Source organism: Streptomyces poriferorum, assembly GCF_019399235.1.
In the GTDB taxonomy this organism is placed as follows: Bacteria; Actinomycetota; Actinomycetes; order Streptomycetales; family Streptomycetaceae; genus Streptomyces; species Streptomyces poriferorum.
Map to the genome: position 1 here is coordinate 1 of NZ_JAELVH010000438.1, position 4,064 is coordinate 4,064.

The 4,064-nt window shown below is 70.2% G+C and carries 3 protein-coding genes and 2 pseudogenes; all 5 read left to right on the forward strand.

Annotated elements, in window-relative coordinates:
* A pseudogene (locus JGS39_RS37840) lies at window positions 1-505 on the forward strand (SRPBCC domain-containing protein); the annotation flags it as partial.
* A 21-nt stretch (window positions 506-526) separates the two neighbouring features.
* Complete coding sequence (locus tag JGS39_RS37845; RefSeq protein WP_219574307.1) at window positions 527-1,324, forward strand: aldose epimerase family protein; 798 nt, start codon at window positions 527-529, stop codon at window positions 1,322-1,324.
* A gap of 51 nt (window positions 1,325-1,375) precedes the next feature.
* A complete protein-coding gene (pyrE, locus tag JGS39_RS37850) occupies window positions 1,376-1,915 on the forward strand; it encodes an orotate phosphoribosyltransferase (RefSeq protein WP_219574308.1) in 540 nt (179 codons plus the stop codon).
* 212 nt (window positions 1,916-2,127) lie between these two features.
* A complete protein-coding gene (gene fbaA / locus JGS39_RS37855) occupies window positions 2,128-3,150 on the forward strand; it encodes a class II fructose-bisphosphate aldolase (protein ID WP_219574309.1) in 1,023 nt (340 codons plus the stop codon).
* Window positions 3,151-3,242: 92 nt separating this feature from the next.
* A pseudogene (locus JGS39_RS37860) lies at window positions 3,243-4,064 on the forward strand (aminotransferase class I/II-fold pyridoxal phosphate-dependent enzyme); the annotation flags it as partial.

Consider the following 4,064-nt stretch of genomic DNA (forward strand, 5'->3'; position numbering starts at 1 on the left):
GGGCGGGGACGCGGGAGTTTCGGACGACGCGGTGCGGGACGCGGTACAGGACGCGGGCGAGCCCGCCGCAGCAGCAGCCGTCACCGCCGAGGAGCAGGCCGTCGGCGAGGCCGTGGAGCAGGCTCTGGAGGAGGCCGCCGAGGAGGCGGACACCTCGCGGTCCGGTGACGCACCGGCCCCGCACGACGCGGCTGCGGACGAGCCGCCGCCGGAGCAGGCCTCCGTCTTCGACACCCCGGTGCCGCCTTCGTCGATGGACCCCGTGGCCGGGATCGAGTTCACCGTCCCGGACGGGCCGCCCGCCGAGGCCGCACATGCCCGGCGCACCATGATCGGCCGCAGTGCGGAGGAGGTCGACCACGCGCCGCCGCGCGGCCGGTACGCCCCTGTCCCGTCACCCGATTCGACCGGTGCGGGCGCGACGCTCCGCTGGGTGGCCCCCGCGGCCGCGCTCGCCCTCGCCTCCGCCGTGGTGGTGGGCCGGGCACTGCGGCGCCGGAGGTAGCCGCGCCAGTAGGGTCGTCGTGTGAGCAGCAGCGAGAAGGACGTCCGGCTGTCCGTCGGCGACGCAGAGTTGACCGTGAACCCCGCCAACGGCTGTCGTATCAGCAGCCTGCGCATCGGCGGCACCGAACTGCTGCGGCAGGGGGAGCGCTACGGCTGCTTCCCGATGGTGCCGTGGTGCGGCCGGACCGAGAACGGGCAGTTCCACAACGGTGGTGTGCTGCATCAGCTGCCGCTGACCGCCCCGCCGCACGCGATCCACGGCACAGGTCGTGACACGGCCTGGCGCACGGCGCGGGAGAGCGCGACGGACGCCGCGTTCTACTACGACCTGACCGACCCCTGGCCGTACCCGGGCCGGGTGACGCAGACCTTCGAACTGACCGAGTCCTCTCTGACGTCGGCCTTCGGCATCGAGACGTACGGGGACTCCTTCCCGGCCCAGGCCGGCTGGCATCCGTGGTTCCGGCGCAACCTCGGCAGCGGCGAGGACGTCCGGATCGACTTCGATGCCGCGTGGCAGGAGGAGCGGGGGGAGAACCATCTGCCGACCGGCCGCCGGATCCCTCCCCTGGCCGGACCGTGGGACGACTGCTTCGGCATGCCAGACGGCGTCGATGTGACCCTCACCTGGCCGGAGCAGCTGGAGCTCACGGTGAAGAGCCGCACCGAGTGGGTCGTGGTCTACGACGAGCAGGACGAGGCGGTGTGTGTGGAGCCGCAGTCGGGCCCGCCGAACGGCCTGAACACCGCGCCCCGCTACGTCACGCCGATCGAACCCCTGGAGATCGCGACGACGTGGAGCTGGCGCACGCTCTGAGCGCGACGGTCCGGAGCGGGTGCGGGGCCGGTCGGCCTTATCCTCGTAGCCATGACTGACGTACGCGCTGAGCTGTTGCAGCAGATCAAGGACAAGGCCGTGGTTCACGGCAAGGTGACTCTCTCCTCCGGTCTCGAGGCCGACTGGTACATCGATCTGCGCCGCATCACGCTGGACGGCAAGGCCGCTCCGATGGTCGGTCAGGTCATGCTCGACGCGACCTCGGAGCTGGACTACGACTGTGTGGGCGGGCTGACGCTGGGTGCCGACCCGGTCGCCACCTCGATGCTGCACGCCGCCGCCGCCCGCGGGCAGGAGCTGGACGCGTTCGTGGTGCGCAAGGCGCAGAAGGCCCACGGCATGCAGCGCCGGATCGAGGGCACGGAGGTCAAGGGCCGCCGCTGCCTGGTCGTCGAGGACACCTCGACGACCGGCGGTTCGCCGCTGACCGCCGTCGAGGCGGTGCGTGAGGCGGGTGGCGAGGTCGTCGCCGTCGCCGTGATCGTGGAGCGGGGCGCGGCTCCGGCCATCGCCGAGGCGGGCCTCCCGTATGTCCACGTCTACTCGGTCCCGGACCTCGACCTGGCCTGACCTGCGGTTTCCTTCGAGGGGGGCCGGCTTCACGTTCGTTTCACGTGAAACCGGCCCCCCTTGTCGTATGTCTGCAGCGGGGCCCCCGGAACGCTGGGGGAGTACGCAGGGTGGAGCCGGGACGAGAGTCTGGGAAGATGGGGGCGACGATGACGTCGCCCCCAGGTCAGGGAACCAGCAACGCACACCCGCACATCCCAAGGAGCGGACAGATGCCCATCGCAACCCCCGAGGTCTACGCCGAGATGCTCGACCGGGCGAAGGCAGGCAAGTTCGCCTACCCGGCCATCAATGTGACGTCGACGCAGACCCTGCACGCTGCGCTGCGTGGTTTCGCTGAGGCCGAGAGCGACGGCATCGTCCAGATCTCCACCGGTGGGGCGGAGTTCCTGGGCGGCCAGTACAACAAGGACATGGTCACGGGCGCCGTAGCCCTCGCCGAGTTCGCGCACATCGTCGCCGCCAAGTACGACATCACGGTCGCGCTGCACACCGACCACTGCCCCAAGGACAAGCTGGACACGTACGTCCGTCCGCTGATCGACGTCTCCGCGGAGCGCGTCGCCAAGGGTCTGAACCCGCTGTTCCAGTCCCACATGTGGGACGGCTCGGCCGAGACGCTGGCCGACAACCTGTCCATCGGCCAGGAGCTGCTGGCCAAGGCCGCCGCCGCCAAGATCATCCTTGAGGTCGAGATCACCCCGACCGGTGGCGAGGAGGACGGCGTCACGCACGAGATCAACGACGAGCTCTACACGACCGTCGACGACGCGCTGCGTACCGCCGAGGCGCTCGGTCTGGGCGAGAAGGGCCGCTACCTGCTGGCCGCGTCCTTCGGCAACGTGCACGGCGTCTACAAGCCGGGCAACGTCGTCCTGCGTCCCGAGCTCCTCAAGGACCTCCAGGAGGGCGTCGGCGCCAAGTACGGCAAGACGTCCCCGTTCGACTTCGTCTTCCACGGCGGCTCCGGCTCCACCGCCGAGGAGATCGCCACCGCGCTGGAGAACGGCGTCGTGAAGATGAACCTCGACACCGACACCCAGTACGCCTTCACCCGCCCGGTCGCGGACCACATGTTCCGCAACTACGACGGTGTGCTGAAGGTCGACGGCGAGGTCGGCAACAAGAAGGTCTACGACCCGCGCACCTGGGGCAAGTCCGCCGAGGCGGGCATGGCCAAGCGCGTCACGGAGGCCTGCGCCAACCTGCGGTCCACCGGCACCAAGCTGAAGTAACTCCGTACGGATGTCTGCCTGGGCCCGGTACCCCTTGGGGTGCCGGGCCCACGGCATGTCCGTACCGGCAGGAATGATCTGAGGGAGCAGCTGTGAGTACGTCCTACGACTTCGACACCGTCATCGACCGCCGCGACACCTGGAGTGTGCAGTGGGACGGGGTCGCGGACCGGTTCGGGGTGGACGGACTGCTGCCGTTCACCATCTCGGACATGGACTTCGAGACGGCCCCCGAGGTACTGACCGCCCTGCGGGCCCGGCTCGACCACGGTGTGTTCGGCTACACCGACTGGCGGCTGGGCGACTTCCGCCCGGCGGTGGCCCACTGGTTCGCGACCCGGTACGACACCGTGATCGACACCGGGCAACTCGTGTACGGCCCTTCCGTGCTCAGTCAGTTGTCGCAACTGCTCCAGATGTGGACGGCCGAGGGCGACGGCGTGGTCGTCCACACCCCGACGTACGACGGCTTCCGCAAGGCGGTCACCGGGCTCGGCCGTCCACATCTCGAGCTGCGCGCTCCAGAGCCTCCGTGTCCCCGAGACCCACACCGCGCAGCTCGCGGCCGAGCCCGGTGGGGTCGCGGTGATCAGCGACGAGATCCACGCCGACTTCGTGCACGAGGGGCGTGTCCATGTGCCCTGGACGCGGGTGGGGGGCGACGGGCGGTGGGCGCTCGTCACCTCGGCCTCGAAGGCGTTCAACTTCCCGGCGCTGACCGGTTCGTACGGGATCGTCGGCCGTGCGGAGGACCGGGCGGAGTTCCTGCGTCGCATGGAGACCGCGGAGGGCCTCGCCTCACCGGCGGTGCTCTCGCTGACCGCGCACATCGCCGCGTACCGGGACGGCGCGGCATGGCTGGACGCCGTACGCGCGTATGTCGCAGGGAACCTGGCGCTGGTCGCCGAACGGCT

What these genes read in the sequence shown, in the direction of transcription:
- pyrE (WP_219574308.1), top strand. Translation starts at nt 1,376, where the DNA reads ATGACTGACGTACGCGCTGAGCTGTTGCAGCAGATCAAGGACAAGGCC.
- fbaA (WP_219574309.1), top strand. Translation starts at nt 2,128, where the DNA reads ATGCCCATCGCAACCCCCGAGGTCTACGCCGAGATGCTCGACCGGGCG.